Source organism: Pelomonas sp. Root1237, assembly GCF_001425055.1.
Taxonomy (GTDB): Bacteria; Pseudomonadota; Gammaproteobacteria; order Burkholderiales; family Burkholderiaceae_C; genus Pelomonas.
Map to the genome: position 1 here is coordinate 167,792 of NZ_LMDK01000018.1, position 22,780 is coordinate 190,571.

Annotated in this window: 15 protein-coding genes; 7 read left to right on the forward strand and 8 right to left on the reverse strand. The window is 69.0% G+C overall.

From position 1 onward, the window contains the following. Positions 1 to 33: 33 nt before the first annotated feature. Genes ASC91_RS21515 through ASC91_RS21525 form a run of 3 tightly spaced genes read left to right on the forward strand, consistent with a single transcriptional unit; the run spans position 34 to position 2,025 of the window. On the forward strand, positions 34 to 918 hold the full coding sequence (locus ASC91_RS21515; protein WP_056201725.1) for an MBL fold metallo-hydrolase: 885 nt from the start codon (positions 34 to 36) through the stop codon (positions 916 to 918). Between the two features lie 5 nt (positions 919 to 923). After that, positions 924 to 1,619, forward strand: a complete 696-nt coding sequence (locus ASC91_RS21520) for a DsbA family protein (protein ID WP_056202471.1) — start codon at positions 924 to 926, stop codon at positions 1,617 to 1,619. A 13-nt stretch (positions 1,620 to 1,632) separates the two neighbouring features. Beyond that, a complete protein-coding gene (locus tag ASC91_RS21525) occupies positions 1,633 to 2,025 on the forward strand; it encodes a nuclear transport factor 2 family protein (RefSeq protein ID WP_056202474.1) in 393 nt (130 codons plus the stop codon). A 16-nt stretch (positions 2,026 to 2,041) separates the two neighbouring features. On the opposite strand, the gene ASC91_RS21530 is transcribed toward ASC91_RS21525, so the two are convergent. From ASC91_RS21530 to ASC91_RS21545, 4 genes are all read right to left on the reverse strand, one after another. Further along, positions 2,042 to 5,167: a hypothetical protein gene (locus ASC91_RS21530; protein WP_056201728.1), complete on the reverse strand. Its 3,126-nt coding sequence runs from the start codon at positions 5,165 to 5,167 to the stop codon at positions 2,042 to 2,044. Further along, positions 5,164 to 10,467: a hypothetical protein gene (locus ASC91_RS21535; protein WP_056201730.1), complete on the reverse strand. Its 5,304-nt coding sequence runs from the start codon at positions 10,465 to 10,467 to the stop codon at positions 5,164 to 5,166. The genes ASC91_RS21530 and ASC91_RS21535 overlap by 4 nt, the downstream gene beginning before the upstream one ends. Positions 10,468 to 10,725: 258 nt before the next feature. After that, on the reverse strand, positions 10,726 to 11,847 hold the full coding sequence (locus ASC91_RS21540; protein WP_056201733.1) for an ABC transporter substrate-binding protein: 1,122 nt from the start codon (positions 11,845 to 11,847) through the stop codon (positions 10,726 to 10,728). A 657-nt stretch (positions 11,848 to 12,504) separates the two neighbouring features. Next, positions 12,505 to 13,143, reverse strand: coding sequence for an FMN-dependent NADH-azoreductase (locus tag ASC91_RS21545; protein WP_056201736.1), 639 nt, complete (start codon positions 13,141 to 13,143; stop codon positions 12,505 to 12,507). 103 nt (positions 13,144 to 13,246) lie between these two features. On the opposite strand from ASC91_RS21545, the gene ASC91_RS21550 reads away from it, so the two are divergent. Next, on the forward strand, positions 13,247 to 14,134 hold the full coding sequence (locus tag ASC91_RS21550; protein ID WP_056201739.1) for a LysR substrate-binding domain-containing protein: 888 nt from the start codon (positions 13,247 to 13,249) through the stop codon (positions 14,132 to 14,134). Between the two features lie 305 nt (positions 14,135 to 14,439). After that, positions 14,440 to 15,342, forward strand: a complete 903-nt coding sequence (locus tag ASC91_RS21555; RefSeq protein WP_157281930.1) for a hypothetical protein — start codon at positions 14,440 to 14,442, stop codon at positions 15,340 to 15,342. Here the strand turns inward: ASC91_RS21555 and ASC91_RS30065 are convergent, their stop codons facing one another. The 4 genes from ASC91_RS30065 to ASC91_RS21575 all read right to left on the reverse strand — a co-directional run bounded on the left by ASC91_RS30065 (position 15,343) and on the right by ASC91_RS21575 (position 20,318). Beyond that, a complete protein-coding gene (locus ASC91_RS30065; RefSeq protein ID WP_056201745.1) occupies positions 15,343 to 16,602 on the reverse strand; it encodes a hypothetical protein in 1,260 nt (419 codons plus the stop codon). Positions 16,603 to 16,727: 125 nt separating this feature from the next. Continuing rightward, entirely contained in the window at positions 16,728 to 17,504 is a 777-nt protein-coding gene (locus ASC91_RS21565) for a glycosyl hydrolase (RefSeq protein ID WP_056201748.1), read from the reverse strand. Between the two features lie 194 nt (positions 17,505 to 17,698). Continuing rightward, positions 17,699 to 19,285, reverse strand: coding sequence for a S9 family peptidase (locus ASC91_RS21570; RefSeq protein ID WP_235532050.1), 1,587 nt, complete (start codon positions 19,283 to 19,285; stop codon positions 17,699 to 17,701). Positions 19,286 to 19,442: 157 nt separating this feature from the next. Then, entirely contained in the window at positions 19,443 to 20,318 is an 876-nt protein-coding gene (locus ASC91_RS21575; protein ID WP_056201754.1) for a LysR family transcriptional regulator, read from the reverse strand. Between the two features lie 151 nt (positions 20,319 to 20,469). Here ASC91_RS21575 and ASC91_RS21580 point away from each other — a divergent pair, with 151 nt between their 5' ends. Together ASC91_RS21580 and ASC91_RS21585 are read left to right on the forward strand one after the other, a co-directional pair. After that, complete coding sequence (locus tag ASC91_RS21580; RefSeq protein WP_056201757.1) at positions 20,470 to 21,648, forward strand: acyl-CoA dehydrogenase; 1,179 nt, start codon at positions 20,470 to 20,472, stop codon at positions 21,646 to 21,648. Between the two features lie 273 nt (positions 21,649 to 21,921). After that, positions 21,922 to 22,653 (forward strand): DUF6445 family protein, encoded by a 732-nt coding sequence (locus tag ASC91_RS21585; RefSeq protein ID WP_056201760.1) that lies wholly within the window; start codon positions 21,922 to 21,924, stop codon positions 22,651 to 22,653. Positions 22,654 to 22,780 lie beyond the last annotated feature (127 nt).

Sequence of the window (22,780 nt, forward strand, 5' to 3'; positions counted from 1 at the left end):
GGCACGTCCACCAGACCCCCACCGGAGATGCCCATGTTCCCTCTCAGCCAACTCGCCCGCCGCCTGCTGCCCACCCTGGCCCTGGGCATGGTTGCCACGGGCAGCGCCCTGGCCCAGGCCCCGCTGGCCGTCAAGGTCTACAACGCCGACGGCAACAGCTTCCACGTCAACGCCGTCGTCATCAGCGGCAAGACCGAGGCCCTGGTCATCGACAGTGGCTTCACCCGTGCCGACGCCCTGCGCGTGGCTGCCAACGTGCTGGACAGCGGCAAGACGCTCAAGACCATCTTCATCAGCAACGCCGACCCGGACTACTACTTCGGCGCCGAGACACTCAAGACCGTCTTCCCCCTGGCCCGCGTGGTGACCACGCCCGCCGTGCGCGAGAAGATCCAGGCCAAGCTGGCCGGCAAGCTGGCTTTCTGGTCGCCCAAGATGGGCGCCAACGCGCCCCAGCAACCCATCGTGCCCGAGGCCCTGCAGGGCACAACCCTGACCGTCGACGGTGAGACCATCGAGGTGCGCGGCACCACCGGCGCGCTGGCCCACCGGCCCTATGTGTGGATCCCGTCCATCAAGACCGTGGCCGGCAACATCGCCATCTTCGGCAACCTGCACGTCTGGACGGCCGACACCCAGAAGCCCGCCGAACGCCAGGCCTGGCTGGCCCAGCTTGACGAGATCGAGGCCCTTCAGCCCGCCACCGTCGTGCCCGGCCACATGGCCGCCGGCACCGCGCTTGACACCAGCGCCATCCGTTACACCCGCGACTACCTGCGCCGCTTCGACGCCGAGGCCGCCAAGGCCAAGACCGGCGCCGACCTCATCGCTGCCATGAAGCAGGCCTATCCCCAGGCCGGTCTGGGCATGGCCCTGGACATCGGCGCCAAGGTCAATAAGGGCGAAATGGCCTGGTGAGCAGCATGACGAGCCCTGTCCTCCACTACATCTACGACCCCTTGTGCGGCTGGTGCTGGGGCGCCTCGCCCCTGGTGCGCGCGGCCCGCGACCTGCTGCCGGTGCGCCTGCATGCCGGCGGCATGATGACCGGCCCGCAACGCCAGCCCGTCACGCCCGAGTTGCGCGCCTACGTGCTGGCGCATGACCAGCGCATCGCCCAGGCTACCGGCCAGCCCTTCGGCGACGCCTACCGTGACGGCCTGCTGCGCGACCCACAGGCGGTGTTCGACTCCGAGCCGCCCACCGCCGCCATCCTCGCCGCCGAAGCCCTTGCCGGCCGCGGTGCGGACATGCTGGCCGAGCTGCAGGCGGCCCATTACGTGCAGGGCCGCCGCATTGCCGAGCCCGCCGTGCTGATCGAGCAGGCCGTTGCCATCGGCCTGCCAAGGGCGGAATTCGCGACCGAACTGGGCCGCCAGAGCCTGGGCCCGGTGCAGGCCCACATCGAGCAGACCCGCGCCTTCATGGCGCAGACGGGGGCGCGCGGATTCCCGAGCTTTCTGCTGGAGACCCAAGCCGGCCTCAGCCGCGTGGACGCCACGGCCTATCTGGGGCGGCCGCAGGACTTCGCGGCCGCCTTGCAGGGCATGCTCGGCCAGGCGCCAGCGCAGCCGGGCGACGCAGCCGCGCTCTGCAGCATCGATGGCTGTGCCTCGTGAACCGGAGGCAGGCGTGAAGAGCAACCTGCAAATCGTCAGCGACCACTACGCCGCCTCGGCGCGCGGCGACATTCCGGCAATGATGGCCGACATGGCCCCCGACGTGGCCTGGACGGAGATGGCCGGCTTCCCCTGCGCGGGCACCTGGATCGGCCCCGCGGCCGTCGTCAGCAACGTCTTTGCCGTGCTGGGCCGTGACTGGGACGACTATCGCTTCACGCTGGAGCAGCTCATCGACGGCGGCGAGCAGCTGGTCGCCCTGGGCCACTACAGCGGCCGCCACCTCGCCACGGGCAAGGCCCTGCATGCGCGGGTGGCCCACGTGTGGCGGCTGAAGGCGGGGCGGGTGGTGGCCTTCGAGCAGTTCACCGACACCTTGCTGGTGGCCAGGGCGATGACGGCCTGAGCCACCGCCGCCGGCGTCACACCGGCGTGGCGGTGACCCGCAGCAGCGGCGCCTCGCGGCCGACCGGGTCGACCAGCACCAGCGCCAGCTGCAAGGCCGGCACAGGCGGCACGGCAGGCACGGCACGCTCGATGACGAGGTCCAGCGCGCCGCTGTCCAGCGGCACCGCGGCAGCCTCGGGCGCCCAGTCGCCGTCATCCAGCTTCAGATGCACCTGCACCCTGAAGCCGCCCACCGCGCGTGGGTGAGCCACCGGGCCGCCGCGGATCGCCAGCGTCAGCCGCCACGTGCCGGCTGCGGCACCGGCGCCTACCGTTGCCGTCACGCTGCCGTCCGGCAACGCCGGGATATCCGCCGGCACGAACATGGCCATCGCGGGCGCGGACGCGCTGCTGAACGCGCCCGGCGCGTCCAGGCGCTGCGCCGGCTGCAGCGGCTCGACGGCGCCGGCGGGTAGCGGGATCTCGGCCACGCCAGGCGGCAGGCGGCGCTCGGGCGGCATGCGCAGCTCGGCCCAGTAGTGGTAGCGCACATAGGCGCTCAAGCCCTCGGGCGTTGGCGAGTCGTCCACCTCGGCGACGAACTCCCCGCCGTCGCGCCGCAGCACGCCGCGGCCGATCTCGCGGGCGTAGAGCGCCTCGGGCACGCCGCCGCTGGCGCGCCGCAGCCGGTACTCGGGCGGCTGCGCGTCCGCGGCCGGTGGTTCGTCGAACAGGCCCGGCTCGGCGGCGCGCAGCGCCACCAGGTCCAGGCCCGGCGCGCGCACCGTGACGGTGGCCACGCCGCTGACCGGGTCGACGCGGGTCTCCACGCGCGGTGCGGGCGGGCGCCGGTCGCTGGGCACGGCCACCGGCAGCAGCGGGCAGCTCTCGAATGCGGCCTCGTTGCCCTGGCTGCTGAGTGGCACGAAGCGCAGGAACTGCACGGTCTCCAGCGCCCGCGGCAGGCGCGTGTCGAACAGCACGCTGCCATCGCCGCCGGGCGTCAGCGGCGTGTCGGTGAGCAGGCGGAAACGGTCGCGCAACCCCAAGCCCGCCAGGCCCTGCTGCGCGCCGTCGACGGCCACCTCGGCGCGGGTGCGCGGCCGCTCGCCCTCCATCAGCGCGATGCCCAGTCCACGCGCATCCGCCAGGTAGGCGCGGTAGCGGGCGCCGGCCACGCCGGTGAAGCGCAGCCGGAACTCGACATCGGTCGCCGGCGCCGGGCGGCTGCTCCAGACGATGGCGATGCCCGTCTGCGGCACCGGCGGCGTGCGCGGGTCGTGGAGGGCGATGGTCGCTGCCACGGTGGGGCCGGGGGTGCCCGCGTCATCTTCGAAATGGGCGGTCGCGGTGACGGCACGGCTTTCCATCGGCAGCAGCGCCGGCAGCTCGAAGTCGAAGTGCAGCACGCCGCCGTCCTGCGGCGCCGCGGCGGCCTGCAGTGCTCCATCAAGGTCGATCACGACGCGCGACAAGGGCCGCGAGCCGGCCGTCATCTCGTGCAGCGCGGGCACCACCACCGACCAGCGCACGCTGCCGGCCACGGCCGCCGCGTCGCCAGCCGCCCGCCCGACCAGTTGCAGGTGTGAGCGCAGCACCGGCTGCGGCATGGGCGGCCGCGGCGGCGTCGGCACGACGACCTCGGTCGCTGCGCCGAAGCGGCCGAACACGTCGGCCAGGGCCACGCGGTAGCTCCAGGGCGCGTTGCCGGCGTCGATGTTGGCATCTGACACGATGCCGAAGACGCCGTCGTGCAGCTTGTCGGCGTTGCCCAGCATGCGCGGGGCGGCGCGCTCGGCGGGGTCGGCATCGGGCGTGGCGGGGGTCAGGTCCACCATGTCATGGCGCGTGCGCCAGCCGTCGACCTCCAGCCGGCCCAGCGCCACCAGCGTGGCCAGCGCCGGCGTGGCGATGCGCAGCTGCTGGCGGAACCGAATGCTCGGCCCCTCGTCCTCGCGCTGCCAGCCGGCATCGCCCAGCAGCACCTCGGGTGCGGCTGGCAGGTCGGGCGGCGGCGCGGCCAAGGCGGTGGCCACGAAGGCACGCAGCGTCAGCCCATGGCGCTGCACGGCCAGTTCGGCCGGGCCGCGCAGCCCAGGTTGCAGTTGCATCAGCCGCTCGATCAGTTCCAGTTCCGTCGCGTCGGCGTCTGGCAGCTCGAAGCGCATGGCCGGGCCGACGGCAAACAAGCCCGCCGCCAGCCAGCCGCGCGCGCCGGGTGGCTGGAACGGGTTGTCAGGCACGAGCAGGTTGTCCAGCAGCGTGGCGGTGCCCAGGTACCGCCCTGCGCCAGGGTCCAGCGCCTTCATCAGCAGGCTGCCCTGCACCCATTCGGTGGCGCGCTGCCACGGCCGGCGCTTGCCGTTGAGGGCCACAGCAGCCTCCCAGAGGTGTGTGCGCTGTACCAGCGACGGCGGCTTCTCCGCGTCGCCCACCAGGCGTTGGGTGTCGTCGTCCAGGTCGGCCTGCAAGGCGGCCACGCGCGCGCGTTCGGCCGACGCAGGCAGGGCATCGAACGGACCGTCGGGCCGGTCAGGCCGGGTCCAGCGCTCCGGTGCGCCGCGCTCGGCGCGCGCGAGCGCAACCGCGGTGCCTTCGCCGCCGGCATACCAGGGCTGGTCGCCCTCGATGGGTAGCGACAGGCTGGCGAAGGGCTGTTGGCCGAGCAGTGCCTCGATCGCCCGCCCGGCCGAGATCCCCCAGCCCTGCAGCGTGACCCGGCCGCGGCCGCGCAGCCGCAGGCCGGTGATCTGCGGTGCGGCCACCAGCCAGCGCGGCGAAGACCGTGCCGCCACGACGCGGCTGCCGCTGCGGTCGAGCAGGGCCAGCTCGCCGCTGCCCTGGAAGCGCGCCTCGATGCCGGCCACGCGGGCGTCGCTGGGCGCCTCGAGCTGGCGGCGGCCGATGAGCTGGCCGCCCCCGATGTCGAGGTTCAGCGCGGGCAGCAGCCGGCCGTCGCGGGCGAACCAGTCCATGGCCGGCGCATCGGTCGCGGACGCCTCCACCGGCCACACCAGAAAGGGCGCCAGTGGAAAGCCGAGGGCCGCCGACGGGAACAGGCGCAGATGCGTGCCCTTGGGCAGGTCGGGGTCGGGGGCGACGATGCCGGCCGCCGCCGCGTGGGCCGAGAAATAGCGAGGGTCAACGAGCCAGCTGTTCATGCGGCCTCCTGGGCAAAACTGGGCTGCAGCGGAACTTCAAGCAGCCCCTGCAACGGCTTGGGTGGCAGGCCGATGGGCTGGTCGGTGCAATGCAGGCGCAGCCTGGGCATGACCCACGCGAAGCCGATGCCGCGCCGCGTGCGCCGCGGCACGAAGGGCGCGGACGCGGCGAACAGCAGCCGCGAACCGCTGCGGTCACGCAGCCGCACGTTGAAGTTGGCGCTGTTGGCGCCGCTCACGAGTTGCAGGTCGGTCACATCGAAACGGCCGTCTCGGTGCACCGGTTCGGGCGATTCGATCAGCGCGCCGGCACACAGCCAAGGTGTTCCCGCGGCCACCGGCGGCAGCCACAGCAGGCTGATGCGCGGCTCGGCGGCGGCGGGCCAGCCGTCCATCCCGAGGCTGTCGAGGAAGGCATCGAAGGCGGCGTCGTCACCCTTGCTGACCTGCGCGGCCAACACCGTGCCGGGCTGCAGCGCCACGTCGCCCTGCGGGTGACCAGCCAGGCCACTGATCGGGAAGTGCAGGCCCGCCAGCATCTCGGTGCCGGTGGCCCAGCGCGAGGTGCGAAAGCTCACGCCGGGCAGCCGCCCGTCCGCCACGCCTTCCCGCTTTGACTTGGCCAGCGCGAACACCTCGTACCAGGTGTCGCGCGTGAGCGTCACGTCCACGCGCAGCTCGGCCACGTTGGGCGCCAGTCCGCAGGTCGAGGCGAGATAGGCATTGGCGATGAGGGCGGCGCTGCCGGCCAATTGTGTGGTGCTGGTGACCCAGGCGAGCTTGGGCACGAGCAGCTGGTCGGGCTCCACCTCCTCGGGCTGGTCGAGCCGGCGCAGGCCGCACAGCAGCTCGTACTTGTAGGCGGCGGCCAGCAGCGCCACGTGGCCCGGTGCGAAGCGCATGCGCACGGGGTCGTGGGCAAACCGGTGCAGTTCGCTCTGCGCGGGCTCATAGCCCAGCAGGTAGCGCTGGAGCATGGCCGGGTCAAAGAAATCGCGCTTGCGGTGAATCAGGTCGAGATAGGCATGCGTGCTGGGTGCCGGCTTGCCGCCCGCCCCGAGCAGCGGCGCGGTGCGAAACCAGTAGCTGCGCACGCTGTCGGTCGTGCCATCGGCGGCTTGTGGCACCAGCACCTGCTTTTGGCCCTTGTCATCCACCTCGTACAGCGTGCCGGACCAGCGCATGCGCACATCGATGCGGTACAGCCGCCCGGGGTCGAGCACGGCGCGGCGCGTTGTCGATGGCTTTGCGTCGGCCTTGGGCGGTCCGTCGTCGGCAGCCTTTTTCTGCTTGGCCGCTTCGGCAGCCGTGGCGGCATTGCGCGCCGCAGCGGCAGCGGCGGCCGACAGCGTGATGCCGCCCAGCGCCAGCAAGCCCAGCCGCGTCCCTGCGACGCAGCTCGCCTCGATGAGCTTGACGGCGCCGTCGGCGGGCGGCAGCCAGCGCACGGCCAGCCAGCCGTCGCCCAGATCCGCTTGCAGATCGGGTGCCCAGCGGCGCGCCAGGTCGTCGACGACGACAAAGGGCCGCGCCCCGGCGGCATTGGCCTGCCAGTCGGTGGCGCGCACCACCAGCCACAGGCGCGGCTGCGTCAGCGCCTCGTCGGGCACGATGCGCAGGTCGTGCCGCGGCTGCACGCGCTGGAAGGCGAAGTCGATGCGCGGCGTGAACTGCACGGCGCCGGGGTCGAGCCAGGCGTTGAACTGCCGCCCGTCCAGCGACTGCGGCGCGAACGGCCACACGCGCGGGCCGGTGTATCCCATGTGCAGGGGCAGCAGGTTCGCCGCGGTCTTGTCGAGCACGACGGGGGCTAGCGCGGGCTGCGTCAGCAAAAGCTCCACGCGCGCCCGCACCTGGCTTTGCAGCGGGTCGGCGCTGTGCGGGTCGGGCGGCAACCGGAAACCACTGCCTTCGCGCGCGGCCGAGCCGCCCAGCGCCCAGCCGAAATGTGCATCCGCCCGCAGATGACAGATGTCGGCGAGCTCCTGCAGCGGCTTTCCCGCCACGCCTGCGCCCGCGTCGCCCACCGCATGCATCCACGGGTCGCGAAAGGGCGTCAGCAATAGCAGCTCGGCCGGCTGCGGCTGGCCGCCGGCATTGCCATGCTTGCCTCCGTGCCAGGCACTGCTGAAGGGCCCGGCGACCACCACGTCGGCCTCGGTGGCGTCGATCAGCGCCACGTCCAGCAGCTCCCAGTCGTAGCTGAGCAGATCGCTGCCGAGGGGCTTGGCACGCAAGCCCTCGGGGTAGCCGCCGGCATCGGGGAATTGCGCCGAGGCGAACGACAGCTTGGGCGCGGTGCTGAAGGCCAGCAGCGGGATGCTGTCGGGCCACACCGCACTCTCGGACGTCGCATCCTCGGGCTTGGTGGCCAGCGGCGCCAGGCGGTGGTATTGGTCGTCCACCAGCGAATGCCCGTGGCCATCCAGCGGGTGCTCGGGCTCGGGCACCTTGTCCTTGGGCGACGGGCTGCCGTACTCCAGCGTCACGCACTTGCGGATCTCGTCGAAGAACAGGTCGATGCTGCCGCACAGCTCGGCCTTCACGTGTGGGTCGGAACCGTCCACCAGCACGACGTTGATGGTCGCGTCGATGCCCACCGAGAAGATGCCGATGTGCAGCCCGCCGCCGATGGTGCCCGCGCCGACGAAGCTCATCGGGTGCGTCGCCACCAGGATGTCGGCCCGCGCGAACACGTCCGCCCAGACCACGGGCTTGAAGCCATAGACGATGTCAAAGCCGACGCCGAAGGCAAGGACGAAGCTGCCCGGGGCGGCGCAGAAGGTGCCGCCGCGCGGCCAGTTGTTGATGCCGTTGCCGCGGATCATCAAATAGGCGTCGGAGCTCTGGCCCACGATGTCGGGCAGGAAGATGGAGCGCACCGGGCCGCGCTCACGGCTTTCGGCGGGGTAACCGTCGGCGCCCAGATGGATGAACCAGTCCGCTGATTCCGTCGGGAAATGCGCGCCCACGGGCACCGTGGTGGTGACGATGTGCGGGATCTTGTACTCGCCCTCGACGGCGATGGTGACGCCGTCGGCCGGGTCCACCAGGATGACGCCCTTGGCCTGCAGCAGCGACAGGTCGTTGCCGCCGCGTGCGATCTTCATGCGCGGGCCCATGTAGCGGCCTTCGACCGAGCCGCGCACGATGATGTCCGGTGTGGTCACGAACAGGCCGGCACGGGCGCTGAAGGTAAAGCCCATGTCCGGCGCCGTGCCGATGACGGCCTCCAGGCCGAAGCTGAAGGCGCCCGTTTCCTCCACGAACATGCCCGCTTCGCGGTAGTCCCAGTCCAGCGCCGCCTGCACCGGGTCATCGCCCGGCGGCACCGGCTTGGGCTTGGCGTTGATCGCGAACATGCCGCCCACGCCGTAGATCGCCAGGCCCGAGTTGGCCAATGGCAGCGGGCCAGGCAGGTCCACGCCCAGCGCCAGCTTGAGCATCTCGCCTTCGGTCTCGATCTCGGCGCTCGCGCCCAGCTTGCCCAGAGGCATGATGCTGGCTTCCATCGCGGCGCGGAAGCCATTGGGCGTCAGCATCACCGCGCCGCTGCCGGTGATCATGGGCTGCAGCGCGATCGACGCTTCCAGCCCGCGCAGCTCGCCGCTGAGCTTGCCGTTCTCGTCGAGCGTGCCGCGGATGGTGCAACCGCTGACCTTCACCGGCCCCAGGTCGAGCTTGAAGCGCAGGTCCACTTCGATCCACATCGAGCCGCGGCCCGAGCGTGTGCCCAGCACGTCGAAGAGCGAGCCCGGCCCCTGCACCAGCCAGCCGCCGGGGTCCTCCACCTCCATCGAGCTGCGGGCGTAGTCGAGATGGAATTTCTCCAGCCCGGGCTTGTCGGGGAAGATGCTCAGCACCACCTCGCGCACCCGCACGCGCAGCGGCTGGTTGGGCTGCATCTGCACCGACAGCACACCCACGTCGATGCCCGTGACGGTGGCCGCCACCGAATAGTCGAGCTTCAACCGCACCGCGTCGCCGCCCGGCAGCTTGGCACCGCTGCTGATCAGCTCCGCGCCGTGCAGCACCAGCTCGCCGTGCTCCAGGAAGCTCGACAGCCCCGTGGCCGCCACCAGCAGCGTCTGCAGCACCACGCCGCTGTTGTCGCCGCCGGGCGGCGGTGGCTGCTGGGCAATCAGCGCGGTGGCCAGCGTGGCCGCGGTGACGGCGATCTTGGCGCCCAGGCCGCCGGGCGTGCTGTCGATCTTCAGCAGCCCGTCCGGCCCCTGGCTTTCCAGCGCCAGGCTCATTTCAGACGCGGGCGCCGCGCCGGCCGATCCCGGCTTGCGCGCATAGCGCAGCCGCGCCAGCACCGGCGTGCCGGCCGCAAACGTCAGCGCGTGGCCGAAGTTCTCGGTGCGGCCATTCAGTGGCAGCTCCATCACCGCCTCGACCAACGTGGGCACGAAGCCGTCCAGCCCCGTCGCCGTGGGGTCGCGGCATTCGATGCGCACGGCAATGGCCGGCCGGTCGCCGTCGGCCGGCACCTGGGCATTCACGATGAGGTCGATGCCCGGCGTGGGCGGCAGGCCGAGCTGCAGCCAGGCGTCCACCGCATGGCCGCCGAGGAAAGGCACGCCCTGGGGCAGGAAGAAGCGCGCGCGGTTGACGGCAATGCCCTGCCAGGCGGGCGCGTCCGCAGGCGTGGCAAGCGCAACGCCGTCGACAACCACGCCGTCCGCCGGCCCGGCCTCGCTGGAAAAGTCCAGCACGATGCCGTGCGTGAACTCGAACCCGAAGGTGGTGCCACCCAACAGCACCGTGGGCGGCTGCACCTGCAGCACGACGACGTCGTCAGGCGCCTCGCGGTTGGGCGACAAACTCAGCTTGACGCTGCCACCGGCCTGCCCCTGCAGCACCAGGAACAGGCCCTGGCCGACGAGTTGCACCGGCGGGTTGCCCGGGGCGGCCGTCAGCGACTGGCCGTCTGCCGCCAGCGTGGCCGCCACCAGGCCGTGCGATGCCACCGAGCGCGCCAGGTTGAATAGCGGCCGCTGCGCGCCTTCCTCGAGCGACACCGCCAGCCGGAAGCCCGTGCGCGCGCCAGGCGCGCCGTCGAAGGACAGGAAATAGTCGCGTTCGGGAACCGCTTCAGGCGGCGGCACCAGGTGCAGGTTGAAGACACCCAGCGCCTGCTCGTCCGCGGCCAGCAACATCCTGCCTTCTTCGGTCTGATCGGACAGCACCGTGGTGGAGACGATCTGCAGCGTGGACAGCAGCGCGTCCACCGGCACGCTGGTGATGAGCTGGGCCAGCAGCTTTTCGTCGGACAGATGTTGTCTGGTGCTCTTCATACGTCCCTGCCTCGCCTTGCTGCGGCCCATGCATGCGCCGGCCTAGGCGGCGGACTGTTGGACGTGGGGCGAGCGGGCGCCATCCCGCAGAACACAGGGCGGGAGCGGGCAGTTGGGCGGCCCTCCATGGCCGCGCGCGCCGGTGCACTCCGGCGCCTTCATCAATCGGGAGGAAGAGGGGCGTGCTGGGGTATGCGCGAAGCCGCGCCGTTAGCAGAAGAGGAAGAAGGCGAGGGCGTGCAGCGCCGGGTCAGCCCCTCAGCGGCGGAACTTGCCGTTCTGGTCAATGATGGCCAGGTCCACATAGTCCAGGCCGCTGTGGTCCGTCGGGCTGTAGCCCAGCTCGATGCCGCCCAGGTCATAGCGGCTCATGCCCTCCAGCGCCTTGCGCAGGCCGTCGCGCGTGGGCTGCTTGCCGGCGCGCTTCAGGCCTTCCACCAGCACCTTGGCCGACACATAGCCCTCGACGACGGTCGGCGTCACGTCCACGCCGGCCTTCTGGGCTGCCTCGGAGATCTCCTTGATGATCGGCTTGGCGATGGAGCGTTCATAAGGGAACACCTGGCTGACGATGACGCCGTAGCCGATGTCGCCCAGGTCCTTGATGAAGCCCATCGAGGCGTTGTTGGACAGGGTCACCAGCTGCGCATTCGAGCCCGCGGCGCGCACGGCCTTCATGCCCTGCACGACGGCAGTGCCGGAGCCGATGAACATCACCGCCTGGGGCTGCTTCTCCAGCAGCTTGGGCACGATGGGGCCGAAGTCGGGCTTGGCGCGGTCGTACTTCTCGTGGGCCACGGGCTTCTTGTTCGTCTTGGTCAGGCCGGCCATGGCGCCCTGCACGGCGTCGTCGCCAAATGAGTCGTCCACCTGCACGATGGCGATGCGCTCCATGCCGATCAAGCTCAGGTGCTCGATGGCCCGCTCGGCCTCGCGCTGGTAGGTGGCGCGCACGTTGAACAGCCACGGGTGCACGGGCTTGTGCAGCACCATGGCGCCTGTGGACGGCCCCACCAGCGGTACCTTGTGCTCGGTCAGCAGCGGCATGATGGCCTGCGTATGGGGCGTGCCGCGGTTCAGGAACAGCGAGATGACGCCCTGGTCGATCAGCTGCTTGGCATTGGTGACGGCGATCTTGGGGTCGAACTTGTCGTCCAGCGACACCAGGTTGATCTTCTGGCCATTGACGCCGCCGCCGGCGTTGATGATGTCGAAGTAGAGCTTGGCGCCCTTCGTCGCCTCACCGACGCTGGCCGCCACCTGGCCGGTGTGGCCGGCGGTCTGGCCGATGGTGATCTGGGCGTGGGCGGTGGTGGCCAGCGCTGCGGTCGTGGCGGCGAGCAGGAGGCGGTGGGCCAACTGCCGAAGTGACGTCGTCATGGGTTTGTCTCCAAGCTGCCCCTGGTTGCGGCGGGCTCTTGGATGCTCTGGACGGCCTGCGCGCGGGATAGCAATTCAAGCATGCGGCGTGTGTCACTAGGGCGTTGCCGCGATGTGGATAGTGCGTATGTCGCGACTTTGGCTTAACGCGTGAGGTCCAGCGGGGAGTTCGCCCCCGCGGGCGACTCACTTTCTTGGGCGCCCAAGGAACCGAAGGTTCGGCGAAGTCAAAGTAAGCAAAGAAGCTGCCCCGGTTCCGCCGCCCCTCGCGTTGCGAGGGGTTCCCTGTGCGCCGTGCCGCTTGCAGGCGGCATGTCCTTCGACAGGCGTCGCGCAGCACGCAGATGCTGCGCTCGGTCCCTCCTCAGTCTCGGTCGCCGAGACCTGGGCAAAACTCCCGCCGCTACGCTCTGGTCAAACAGTTGCGCGGAGTCAGTTCACGAAGCGTGCTGCGCACGCGCCTCGGCGCCCTGCGATGCTCTGCGGCTCCTTCGTGGGCCTTTAGATTAAAGGCCTGACCCCGATCCGTGCGATCCGCGATCTGATCGACCCCGATCCGATCTGGTCGCGCAGCAAGGGCGACTGATCGTCGCCATCGGCGCCCCGCGTGCGACGAAGGTGTGTAGCAACCCGGCTCGCGCGACTCGACCTCCCCCTTCAATCGAGGCCGTCCACTGCGGCGATCGCTTCGCGCCGGGCCGACTCCCGAACGGATGCGTTTACCTCCGGTCCGTAAAGCGTCTTGTCCACGGTGATGGTGTTGATGCGCTCTATGCCGACGAACTTCAGCCAGGCTTCGAGATAGGGCTTCTGAAAGTCGAGCGAGTGGAAGCTGCCCACGCCGTCCGCGGCATAGTCCAGTCCTCGAGCCAGAACCAGCGTGGCGGCCTTGCCGCCGAGCAAGCCTCTCGCTCCTTCCTCCGGGGAAAAGCTGAACAGGATGTCCTTGTGGGACACCGCATCGATCAAGTGCTTCAGCTTGTAGGGGATGCCGAAGTTCCACAGTGGCACCGACAGCAAGATGTGATCGGCCGCGTGAAACGCTTGGCCAAGTAACTTCACGCGCTCCCACGCATGCTGCTGCACCGGTGTCAGAGGCGTGCCGTTGATGCCGGCGTACTTGGCTTCCAGCAACTCGGCAGAGACTTCAGGAAGGTCTAGCGACCAGAGGTCGAGCGTAACGACTACGCTTTTCGGGTGCCGCTGCTCGCAACGCTGAATGAACGCTTTCGCCACGTCGATGCTGGCCGATTGGGTCTTGCGAGGGGAGGCCTCGATGTACAGGAGGTGTTTCATGGAGTGTGGGCTGGAGGTCCGAGACGGAACGGAGAGTAGGCATAACCTCCTCAGACCTCAATCAACTTAATATGAGACTTTTCAGAAGTAATCTCACTGAATCATGCTCATTGATCCGCAGCTCCTCAGGAGCTTTGTCTCTGTTGCCGATCTGGGGAGCGTCTCGCGTGCCGCGGAGCGAGTGCGTCTGACGCAGTCGGCGGTCAGCGCCCAGATCAAGCGACTGGAGGCTCAGCTGGGATGCCGCGTCTTCGCTCGCACCACCCGTTCGCTTCGGCTGACAGCACAGGGAGAGGTCCTGCTGGGTTACGCAAGGGGCATCCTCACGTTGAACGATCACGCCGTCCTTCATCTGGGCGCTGCGCGGCGCATCCGCGATACGGTGCGCATCGGCTGCTCGGAAGGCCTTCCGGCCGATTGGCTGTTCGCTGCGCTGACTAGGTTTCGCGAGAAGTACCCCGAGGTCGAACTGGAAGTCACCGGAGGAATCAGCATTGCGTTGTCCGAGCTCACGCGGCGGCGCGCATTGGACATCTCGATTGGCGGGCGGTGCGGCGGCTCCGGTGTGGGCGAACTCCTCTGGAGCGAACCGCTGGTTTGGGCCTTCTCGGAGCGCTCCTTCCTGAACCCTGCACGGCCTGTGCCGATGGCCTTTCTCTCCGAGCCTTGTCCCTACCGCGATGCGGCGCTTGTCGCCCTGGCAGGGCATCGGCGACGCTGGCATATCGCACTGACGGCCCAGAGTTCCGGCGCCTTGCTGGCTGCGGTGGCATCGGGCTTTGCGGTAACGCCTCTCACGCCGTCCCTCATGGCAACGGGTTTGCGCGCTGTTCCGACGGGGGACATCCTTCCCGACCTGCCCCGTGCGGAGTTCACGATGCAGCTGCGCGAGGGCCGACTTGGCGAAGCGGCAACCGAAGTGGCAGCCGACATTCGCCACGCCTGCCATCGATGGCTTGGATCGCTCCAGTTGAGGCCTGGCTTCGTCTAACGCAAAAGCCTCAGCACCCCGCCTGATCAGCCGCAAAAAATGTACGTTCGTGGCGAACGGCATGCGATTTGCACGCGCCTGCCGACATGCAACGGCCCTCGCCGTCGGAAAAGCTGAAAGCGAGGATGGGGTCAGGTTTAAAGTTTTAAGTCTTGCCGGGCATCGTGCACGCCCGTTTGCCCGCGAGCAATTCATCGTGCAGGTAGAGGATGTGCCGGGCGCGACCACCGCCTGTTGCCGTTGACAGGCCAGCGATGCAGGCGCAAAACGGGACGTTGCCGGATTCGGCACGCGGGGAGCGCAGCATGAACGACGTTTCGCAGGCGGTTCGCAGCTCTTGGCTTCTTGCCGCACTTGTAGGCCTCCTGCTCTGTACGCCAGCGCTGGCCGACCCCGTGCCGGTGGTGCATTTTGAGCATGAAGACGTCGACAAGTTCGGTGATCTGTCTCAGAAGAATGTGGCTCCCTGTCCCAACATGGCCTGCGGGCCGGTGGCAGCCGTCAACTCCTTTGTCTTCCTGCAGCGCGAGTACTCCCTGATCTACGGCTCCAAGCTGATCCCGGCAGTCGATGGCACCAAGCCCACTCAAGCCGAACTTATTGCGGTTGCCGCCGACCTGGCGAAGAACTACATGGACACCTGCTGTGAGAAGGGCACTCACATCACGAACTTCATCAACGGCAAGCAGAAGTACTTCGACACGGTGGCGCCCAACACCACTGTCATCCACGGGCAAGTGAAGGACTGGGATCCGGTTGAGGGCGGTGCCAAGCCCGACAACATCGACGAAACCAACCCGACGCCGCAATTCCTGCTGAACGAGTTGAGCCACAACCAGGATATCGAGCTGCTGCTCGACTTCGGCACCGACGGTGGCCACTACGTCACGCTGACCTCTTTGTTCTGGAGCGACGACGACGGCGACGGAAGCATCGACGCCGGTGAGGCCGCGAACATTGGCTATATCGATCCGGAGGATGGCAAGTCCACCAGCGCACGCCTCGGCGAGTTGGCGGGCGCCCTGACCGTTCAGTACCTCAGCCCGGTCACGGGCAACGTGCGCAGCGGCACGATCTTTGCCGCCATCGCGGAGTCGCCCGAGCACCGCACCAACCCTGAACCCGCAAGCGCGGCCCTTGTGCTGGCGGCGTTAGCGGCCGTGTGGTGCGTCAGGCGCCGGTCGGCCACTGCAGACCGAGGGGGATGACTACCAACTCGCCTGGAATGAATCCCCGCTGAACCGGCTATCACCCGTGACCACGCCCATGTCCACGAACTCAAAGTCCGACGCCCGCAGCGACTTCAAGTTCGAAATCGTCGCGTCCTGCCACTGCGCACTGGGCTCGCCCTGCACGTACAGGTCGGAGCCGATGTCGGCGACGTAGAGGCCATAGCGCTGCATCGCCACCGTGACGGCCTTGGCCTGGGCGCTCCAGGAGGCTGGCGGTAAGAAGCTGGCCTTCAGGCGCAGCACGGCGCCAAAGGGCACGCCGCCGGCCGTCTCGCCGCCGGCGTGATGGCGCGCCGGCCAGACGTGGCTGCGGGCCAGCACGCTGTCGCGCAGCGTGACGCGCAAGGCATGGCGGATCTCGCCCGCGCTGGCTTCAGCGGCCCGCGCCAGCAGGGGCAGCATGGGCAGGCCGGCGGCGTCGCCCGAGGTCCAGGTGTCGGGGCGCATCGCGTTGCTCTTCAGGTCCCACGCGGCTGTCGAGTAGCTGTACCACTGCGCATTGAGCTTGAAGCTGGCGTAGCTCTCCCACAGCCGGCAGCTGCCTTGCTCGACCACCAGCACATGGCGGTCGCCGCATTGCTGGGCGTCATTGCAGGCGCCGCCCTCGGCCTTGAGCAGGTCGTCGCGCGGGAAGGGGAAGCGGCGGTTGGGCGCGGTCAGCGTCGTGCAGTCGCGCACGAGGCTGTAGCCGCCGCCCACGGGCGCGGCGCAGTCGCTCTCGTCGGGCGCGCCGTCACCGCTGCCGGCGCGGGGATCGGTGGGGTTGAAGGCCACCGACGGCCAGCTGCTGGTGGCCGTGGCGGCGGTGCTGCCGTCCACCACGTTGTACGGGATGCCGTAGTAGTCGGCCGGCTGCTGCTGGTTCTCGCTGGTGCCCCAGTCCGGATGAAATGACCTCGTCGTGCCGATGTTGGTGATCCACGTCGCGCTGCTGGCGTGCACGGGGAAGCGCTGCGCGTCGTCGATGCGCGTGTTGAACACCGCCGTGGCGGGGAAGACGTCGCAGGCGCCGATCTGCGGCGCGGCGCCGGGTGCGGGGGAAGGCGTGGGGGAAGGCGTGGGAGCCGGCGCAGGGGCCGGCGGAGGTGGCGGCGGCGCAGGAGAGGGCGTGGGAGCGGGCGATGGGGCTGGCGGCGGCAGGGGGCTGCCGCCACCGCCGCCACAGGCCGTCAGGCCGACGGCCGTGGCCAGCAGGACGAGCCCGCCGATGCTCTTTTTGATCGGGTCGCTTTGCATTTGTTCTTCTTCAACAGGGCGCCGGCCGAAGTGCCGGCGGCCATGTTGAAACAAGTGCGTCGCAGCGAGCACGCCCAGGTGTACGGGGATGTAAGCGCGGCCGTGTTGGCCGCGCTTTGCCTCGGCTACCTCACGGTGACGGAGAAGTTCCTCGACCCGAAGTTCATGCCGCCCGACGACGACGTGATCTCGAAGCCGTACTGCACATCACCCACGACCAGGTCGGCCATCCAGCCGAGGTTCCTCAGGTAGTTGAGGATGCCCAGCACGTCGATGGTCGTGTTGTTCGTCTTGGAGGTGCGCAGGAAGGAATAGACCATGTTGGCGCCGTTGTTGCCGCGGTAGACGTTCCAGGTCGAGCCGCCCACGTTCACGTTGGTGTAGACGGGGATGGCGCAGCCCTGTGCGTTCCAGTTGTAGGAGATGGGCTTGACGTTGCCGCAGCCGGCCGCGGTGCCGGTGTAGTTCAGCCACAGCATGATCTCGTGGGCGTTGTTGCCCACCCAGACGTCGAAGGTCGACGACCAGGCGCCGCCGGCCGGCGTGGTTGCGGAGATGGTGGACGACAGCTGCGACAGCGAGCTGATGGTGCGGTTGACCGCGTAGCCGATGTGCGGGTACGACTTGATCCCGCCGGTGTTGGGCTGGTCGGACCAGACACCCCAGTCGGCATTCGAGTTGACCCAAATGGTCTGCGGGCCGACGGCGGCGCCGCCGCACGGGCCCCAGACGTCGTTGTTGAAGTTGTAGCTGCCGTAGTTCCAGCTGGCGAACAGGTTGGGGGCCGAGCAGGATGACGTGGCGGGCGAGGAGGCCCCCCAGGTGGCGGCCTGCGCGCCCGGGGAGGCGAGGGACATGACGACAAAGGCGGCAGCGCCCAACGCGCGGTGGATTGATTTCATATGTCTCCGTTATGGTTGAAAGGGTCATCGCCCATGACCGCTACCTTGTGAATGGCAGCGTTGTCATGGGCAAATAAATTCGAGCCGCGAACAATTAGTTCGACCATCGGGCTTACCCGCTGATGTGAAACAAGTCGTCGGGCCGGCTCCGCTTCGCCGTCGTATGCGAGCGTGCGCTTGGAGCGATCAGGCGGTCAGCGCTTGCCGGTCCCTTGCCCGGTCAGCCCGTGCGCCTTCATCCAGCGCACCAGCGTGGGAAAGTAGTCGGCGTGGAAGCCCGTCGTCGTGGCCGCCTTGTGGCCGCTGTCGAGGTCGGTCGCCCACAGGCCGTGGGCGGCGTGGTCGAGGAGGGTGATCTGGTGGTCGCGGTTGCCGGCTTGCGCGAGGGCCTGGCGCAGCAGCGCCACGCTGCGCTCGACCGGCACGAAGGCGTCGCGGTCGCCGAAGACGGCGAGCATGGGCACCTTGACCTGGGCGTAGGACGGCATGGGGTCGAAGTACCAGAAGGTCTGAGCGCGCCGGCTCGGCAGCTCGGGCAGCTTCTCGTGGAACTCCACGAGGTGGGCCCAGCGCGCGTCGAGCTTGGTGCGCGCCGCGTCCTGCAGCCACTCGCGGCCTTCGCCGGTCTTGACCCAGTGCATCAGGCGGCGCTCGTAGTCGGCCGCTTCGGCCACTTCGGCAGCGCTCAGGCCTTCGTTGCGGGCGCTGGTCTCGACGCGGTAGATCTCCTGTTCGGCCGCGGTGACCGACGGCCCGGACTGGGCGATGACGAAGGCGACGTCGCTGCTGCGCGCTGCCGCGATCGGGGCGACCCAGCCGCCCTGGGAATGGCCCCAGACGCCGATGCGCTGCGGGTCGACGCCCGGCGTCTGCTTGAGCAGCCGGACGGCCGCGACTGCGTCGTCGGCCAGGTCGGTGAGGCCGGTTTCGCGCACGTCGCCCTTGGACTCGCCGACGCCGCGCTTGTCGTAGATGAGGGCGGCCAGGCCCTGGCTGACGAAGAACTCGGCCTGCTGGCGGTAGGCCTCGCGCGGTGCGTCGGTGGACATCGGCGACAGCACGACGGCGGCATGTGGGCCGGGCGTGGGCGGCAGCATCAAGGTGCCACCCAGGCTCAGCGCCCCGTTGGTCCAGCGCATCGGGCGCTCGACGATGTCCACCCGCTCGCCAATCTGCGGCGCGGCGCCGTTCTCGCTCCACAGCAGCCGCTCGGCCTGGCCTTGCGCGGGCAGGCGCTTCAGCGTCAGGCGCACCGGCCACGGCGATTGAAGCGACGGCCCCGCGGTGGCCTCGCCCGCGCCGCGCTCGAACAGGAAAGCCCAGCGGCCGGTGCCGAACTCGATGACGGTCGGCTGCGGGAAATCGGTGAACGAACCGACCGACACGAGCCGGCCGTCACGCAGCCGGTACAGGCCGGGTGTGATGGCGGGCTGTGGCGGCGACGCGACCTGCACCATCGACAGGCGGCAGTTGTCGGTCGCCACTGAAAGCAGTGCGTCGCCCTCACGCCGGGCCGTGCAGGAGCCACCGCCCATTGCGGCCGGCAACGTGAAGCCGATGCGGCCGTCGCCCATCGTTGCGCCGGGCAGCGGCTGCCATTCGCCACCGGCGTTCACGCCGCCGCCCGGCATGGCATAGGCCAGGCGCGGCTGGTTGTCGACGAGTTCGGTGCGCAGGCGCCAGAAGGAGGGGCGGCCGGCCACCTCGATCAGGCCGGCCCATTCGCCGCGGGTGGGTTCAGCATGCGCGCCGGCCAGCGGGGCGAGCAGGAGGGAGAGCAAGGCGGCGCCGAATCGGGCGCAAAAGCGGGAGCGGGTCATGAAAAAAGTTGTCGGATCAGTCGAACGAAGCCTGCATCTTGCTCAGCCGGGGCCGGCGGCGCTGCTGCGGTGCGACAGATTGCGGGATGGCGGCGATGAAAAGTTGCACCGGGGCCGGTCAGCTCGCTGGCCGTGCGGCCAGGAAGCTTTCCCGCAGCACCGCCTCGGCATCCTTGCGCCACGCCGCAAACACCGCAGACGCCTCGATGGCTTCAGCCAACGGCCGGAACACCGCGCCCTGCACGCCCGCGCGCTGGAAGGCGGCCGGCACGATGCTGATGCCCATGCCCTGCGCCACCAGCGACACGACCGACAGCCAGTGCCGCCCTTCGTGCTGCAGCCGCGGGTAGAAGCCGTGCTGGCGGCAGATCTCGACGATGCGGGCGTGGTAGTCGGGTGAGCCCTTGCGGGAGAAGAGGATGAAGGGCTGGTCGCTCAGCGTCGCCAAGGGAATCTTCTTCAGCTTGGCGCCCGGGTGGTTGGCGGGCAGGCAGGCGAGGAAGGGTTCGCTGTAGAGGGGCTGCGAGGCGAGGGCGGGGGGCAGGCGGTCGGTGTGGACGAGGCCGAGGTCCAGCTCCTGCCCCAGCAGCGCCTCGATCTGGTCCTGCGAGTTCAGCTCGATGACGATCACCTCGACCTTGGGGTGGCTGGCCTGGAAGGCCTGCAGCCAGGCGGACAGGCCGTTGAACAGCGTGGAGCCGACAAAGCCTAGGCGCAACCGCCCCACCTCGCCGGCCTGCACCTCACGGGCGAGGGCGCAGGCGTCTTCGGCGCGGTCCAGCAGGGCTTGCGCGCTGGTGCGGAAGGCGTCGCCCGCGGGCGTGAGGCGCACGCCCTTGCTGTCGCGGTCGAACAGGCGGGCGCCGACGCTGGCCTCCAGCTGCTGGATGGCGACCGACAGCGGCGGCTGGGAGATGGCCAGGCGCTGGGCGGCGCGGCCGTAGTGCAGCTCCTCGGCCAAGGCGAGAAAGTAGCGCAGGTGGCGGAACTCCAAGGAGCGGGTAACGGTGTCCGTTGTCTTGGCAATAGGCATTGCGAATCGTCGAAGTCGTTTCTTGAATTGGACACGAATCGGGCCGTGGCGCAATACTTCTGCCATTCGCGCCCGGCGCTTTTGCCGGGCGTTGCTCATTAGGACGCGCACCATGGCCACCAAGGCAAGCTTTCACTGGGATGACCCGCTGCTGCTGAACGAGCAGCTCACCGACGATGAACGCATGGTGCGCGACGCCGCCGCGGCCTATTGCACTGACCGCCTGAAGCCGCGAGTGCTGGAGGCCTTCCGCAACGAGAAGACCGACGCCAGCATCTTTCGCGAGATGGGCGAGCTGGGCCTGCTGGGCCCGACCATCCCTGCCGAGTACGGTGGCGCCGGCCTGAACTATGTGAGCTACGGCCTGATCGCCCGCGAGGTGGAGCGTGTCGACTCGGGCTACCGCTCGATGATGAGCGTGCAGTCGTCGCTCGTCATGGTGCCTATCAACGAGTTCGGCAACGAGGCGACCAAGCAGAAATACCTGCCCAAGCTGGCCAGCGGCGAGTGGATCGGCTGCTTCGGCCTGACCGAGCCCAACCACGGCTCCGACCCCGGCTCCATGATCACGCGCGCCCGCAAGGTCGACGGCGGCTATGAGCTGACCGGCAGCAAGATGTGGATCACCAACAGCCCCATCGCCGACGTGTTCGTCGTCTGGGCCAAGGACGACGGCGGCCAGATCCGCGGCTTCGTGCTGGAAAAGGGCGCCAAGGGCCTGAGCGCCCCGGCCATCCACGGCAAGGTGGGCCTGCGGGCTTCCATCACCGGCGAGATCGTCATGGACAGCGTGTTCTGCCCCGAGGAGAACGCCTTCCCCGAGGTGCGTGGCCTCAAGGGCCCGTTCACCTGCTTGAACAGTGCCCGCTATGGCATCGCCTGGGGTGCCCTGGGTGCGGCAGAAGACTGCTGGCACACGGCCCGCCAGTACACGATGGACCGCAAGCAGTTCGGCAAGCCGCTGGCGGCCAACCAGTTGGTGCAGAAGAAGCTGGCCGACATGCAGACCGAGATCACGCTGGGCCTGCAAGGCTGCCTGCGCCTGGGTCGCATGAAGGACGAGGGCACGGCGGCGGTGGAGATCACCTCCATCATGAAGCGCAACAGCTGCGGCAAGAGCCTGGACATCGCCCGCATGGCGCGCGACATGCTCGGTGGCAACGGCATCTCCGACGAGTTCGGCATCGCCCGCCACCTGGTGAACCTGGAGGTGGTGAACACCTATGAGGGCACGCATGACATCCATGCGTTGATCCTGGGGCGGGCGATCACGGGGATTGCGGCGTTCTGAGAATTGGAAGGCTGACGGGCGTTCCCAGCAGGCTGGACGACCGGCGCCAGCGCTGGCCTCACCTATCATTCTGGGCACCGCAGTTGACGGGCCGTCAGCCGTGTGGGCTCACCGCCATGTGCACCCGTCGAAAGACAACGCTGCCAGTACGCCGGCCGCGTAGCTCCTTCCTTTCGGGCAGAACTGCGCACCTCGCCATCGCAGCCCTTCGGACGAGGCCGCCGCGGTTTCCAGGATGAACGAACACAAGACAGGTTGGGGAGGAGCGCCGTGTTGACAGAGTGGCTGGACGCCGAGGGTCGTTTTTTTCATCCCGAGCCGCAAGTGCGGGTCGTGCCTCTGCCGCATGGCAGCCACTGCGTGGTGGTGGACAACGTCCTGGCCAATCCGGAGGGCGTGCGCCAATGGGCGGCCTCGCAAGCTTTCCGGCCGCCGACGCACTTTCCTTATCCGGGCTTGGTGCTCGACGCGCCAAAGGTGCTGGGCGAGCGGATGGCCGATTTCTTCGCGAAGCATGCGCGCGCGCCGCTCGGTGGTCGTCGCACGCTGCATCAAGAGGCGCGGCTGTCATTGCTGAACACGCCTCCCGAGGCGCTTGATCACCGGCTTTGGCTGTGCCACCGCGACGTTGTGCTCGTCGACCGAAGTTTGTTGTGCGCAGCCAGTGTGCTGTATTTGTTTCATGACCCTGCGCTGGGGGGGACCAGCTTCTATCGCCCACTGCGAGACCCGCAAGAGATCGACCGCGTGCTGGAGGACAGTTTCAAGCTGGACGGCCCGACCTTCAGTGCGCGCTATGGTGTGGAGCCGGGGTACATGAAAGGCGACAACGCGCATTTCGCGCGCGTGGCCAAAGTCCTCGCGGTCTGGAACCGCGCCATCTTCTACGACGGCTCCCTTTTTCATTCGCCTGACGTGGATCAGCCCACGCTGCTGAGCTCCGACGCGCTTCGAGGCCGCCTCACGCTGAACGGTTTTTTCACGTGCAAGCGCCAGGCGGCGTGAGCGGCAGCGTCAACTCACGCTCGGCGGACCGGCCGGCACTTCTGGATCCGGCCCGCGTCTTCCGGGAGCGGGTGACGAAGAGGGGCGAGCCGTGGTTGCTGCCGATCCCGGGTGCCGAGCAACACGA

Bases quoted from the DNA above. Each gene is read 5' to 3' on its own strand.
- ASC91_RS21515 (WP_056201725.1), top strand. From the start codon at position 34: ATGTTCCCTCTCAGCCAACTCGCCCGCCGCCTGCTGCCCACCCTGGCC.
- ASC91_RS21520 (WP_056202471.1), top strand. From the start codon at position 924: ATGACGAGCCCTGTCCTCCACTACATCTACGACCCCTTGTGCGGCTGG.
- ASC91_RS21530 (WP_056201728.1), bottom strand. From the start codon at position 5,167: ATGAACAGCTGGCTCGTTGACCCTCGCTATTTCTCGGCCCACGCGGCG.
- ASC91_RS21535 (WP_056201730.1), bottom strand. From the start codon at position 10,467: ATGAAGAGCACCAGACAACATCTGTCCGACGAAAAGCTGCTGGCCCAG.
- ASC91_RS21540 (WP_056201733.1), bottom strand. From the start codon at position 11,847: ATGACGACGTCACTTCGGCAGTTGGCCCACCGCCTCCTGCTCGCCGCC.
- ASC91_RS21545 (WP_056201736.1), bottom strand. From the start codon at position 13,143: ATGAAACACCTCCTGTACATCGAGGCCTCCCCTCGCAAGACCCAATCG.
- ASC91_RS21550 (WP_056201739.1), top strand. From the start codon at position 13,247: ATGCTCATTGATCCGCAGCTCCTCAGGAGCTTTGTCTCTGTTGCCGAT.
- ASC91_RS21555 (WP_157281930.1), top strand. From the start codon at position 14,440: ATGAACGACGTTTCGCAGGCGGTTCGCAGCTCTTGGCTTCTTGCCGCA.
- ASC91_RS30065 (WP_056201745.1), bottom strand. From the start codon at position 16,602: ATGCAAAGCGACCCGATCAAAAAGAGCATCGGCGGGCTCGTCCTGCTG.
- ASC91_RS21565 (WP_056201748.1), bottom strand. From the start codon at position 17,504: ATGAAATCAATCCACCGCGCGTTGGGCGCTGCCGCCTTTGTCGTCATG.
- ASC91_RS21580 (WP_056201757.1), top strand. From the start codon at position 20,470: ATGGCCACCAAGGCAAGCTTTCACTGGGATGACCCGCTGCTGCTGAAC.